This is a genomic window from Neobacillus niacini, assembly GCF_023715785.1.
Classification (GTDB): Bacteria; Bacillota; Bacilli; order Bacillales; family Cytobacillaceae; genus Neobacillus; species Neobacillus niacini_E.
The window spans coordinates 1-290 of sequence record NZ_JAMBOX010000109.1 but is presented as its reverse complement, the minus strand read 5'-3'; the positions used below and the strand labels follow the sequence as shown (position 1 = coordinate 290).

At 38.3% G+C, this 290-nt stretch carries 2 pseudogenes; both read left to right on the top strand.

What is annotated here, in order from left to right:
- Positions 1–157 (top strand): annotated as a pseudogene (locus M3234_RS29060) (IS5/IS1182 family transposase); the annotation flags it as partial.
- Between the two features lie 10 nt (positions 158–167).
- Positions 168–290, top strand: a pseudogene (locus M3234_RS29055) (transposase); the annotation flags it as partial.

The window sequence follows — 290 nt, the reverse complement described above, 5'->3', positions numbered from 1 at the left end:
AATCGTTCTTCAGGCAATGAATCACAAAATGGTAGGCGGTCGTGTTTTATTTACTGATTCAACTCATTTAAAGGCAAATGCCAATAAACATAAGTTTACAAAGGAAGAGGTAGAAGTAGAGACTCGCAAATATTTTGAGGAACTTAATAATGCTCTTATCTAAATCAGGAAAAGAACTTTATAAATTTAGGAAGGAAAAAGTTGAGCGAAGCTTCGCAGACTCAAAAGAGCTGCACGGGCTTCGCTACTGCCGGTTACGGGGCATAAAAAAAGTAAGTGAGCAGGCTCTT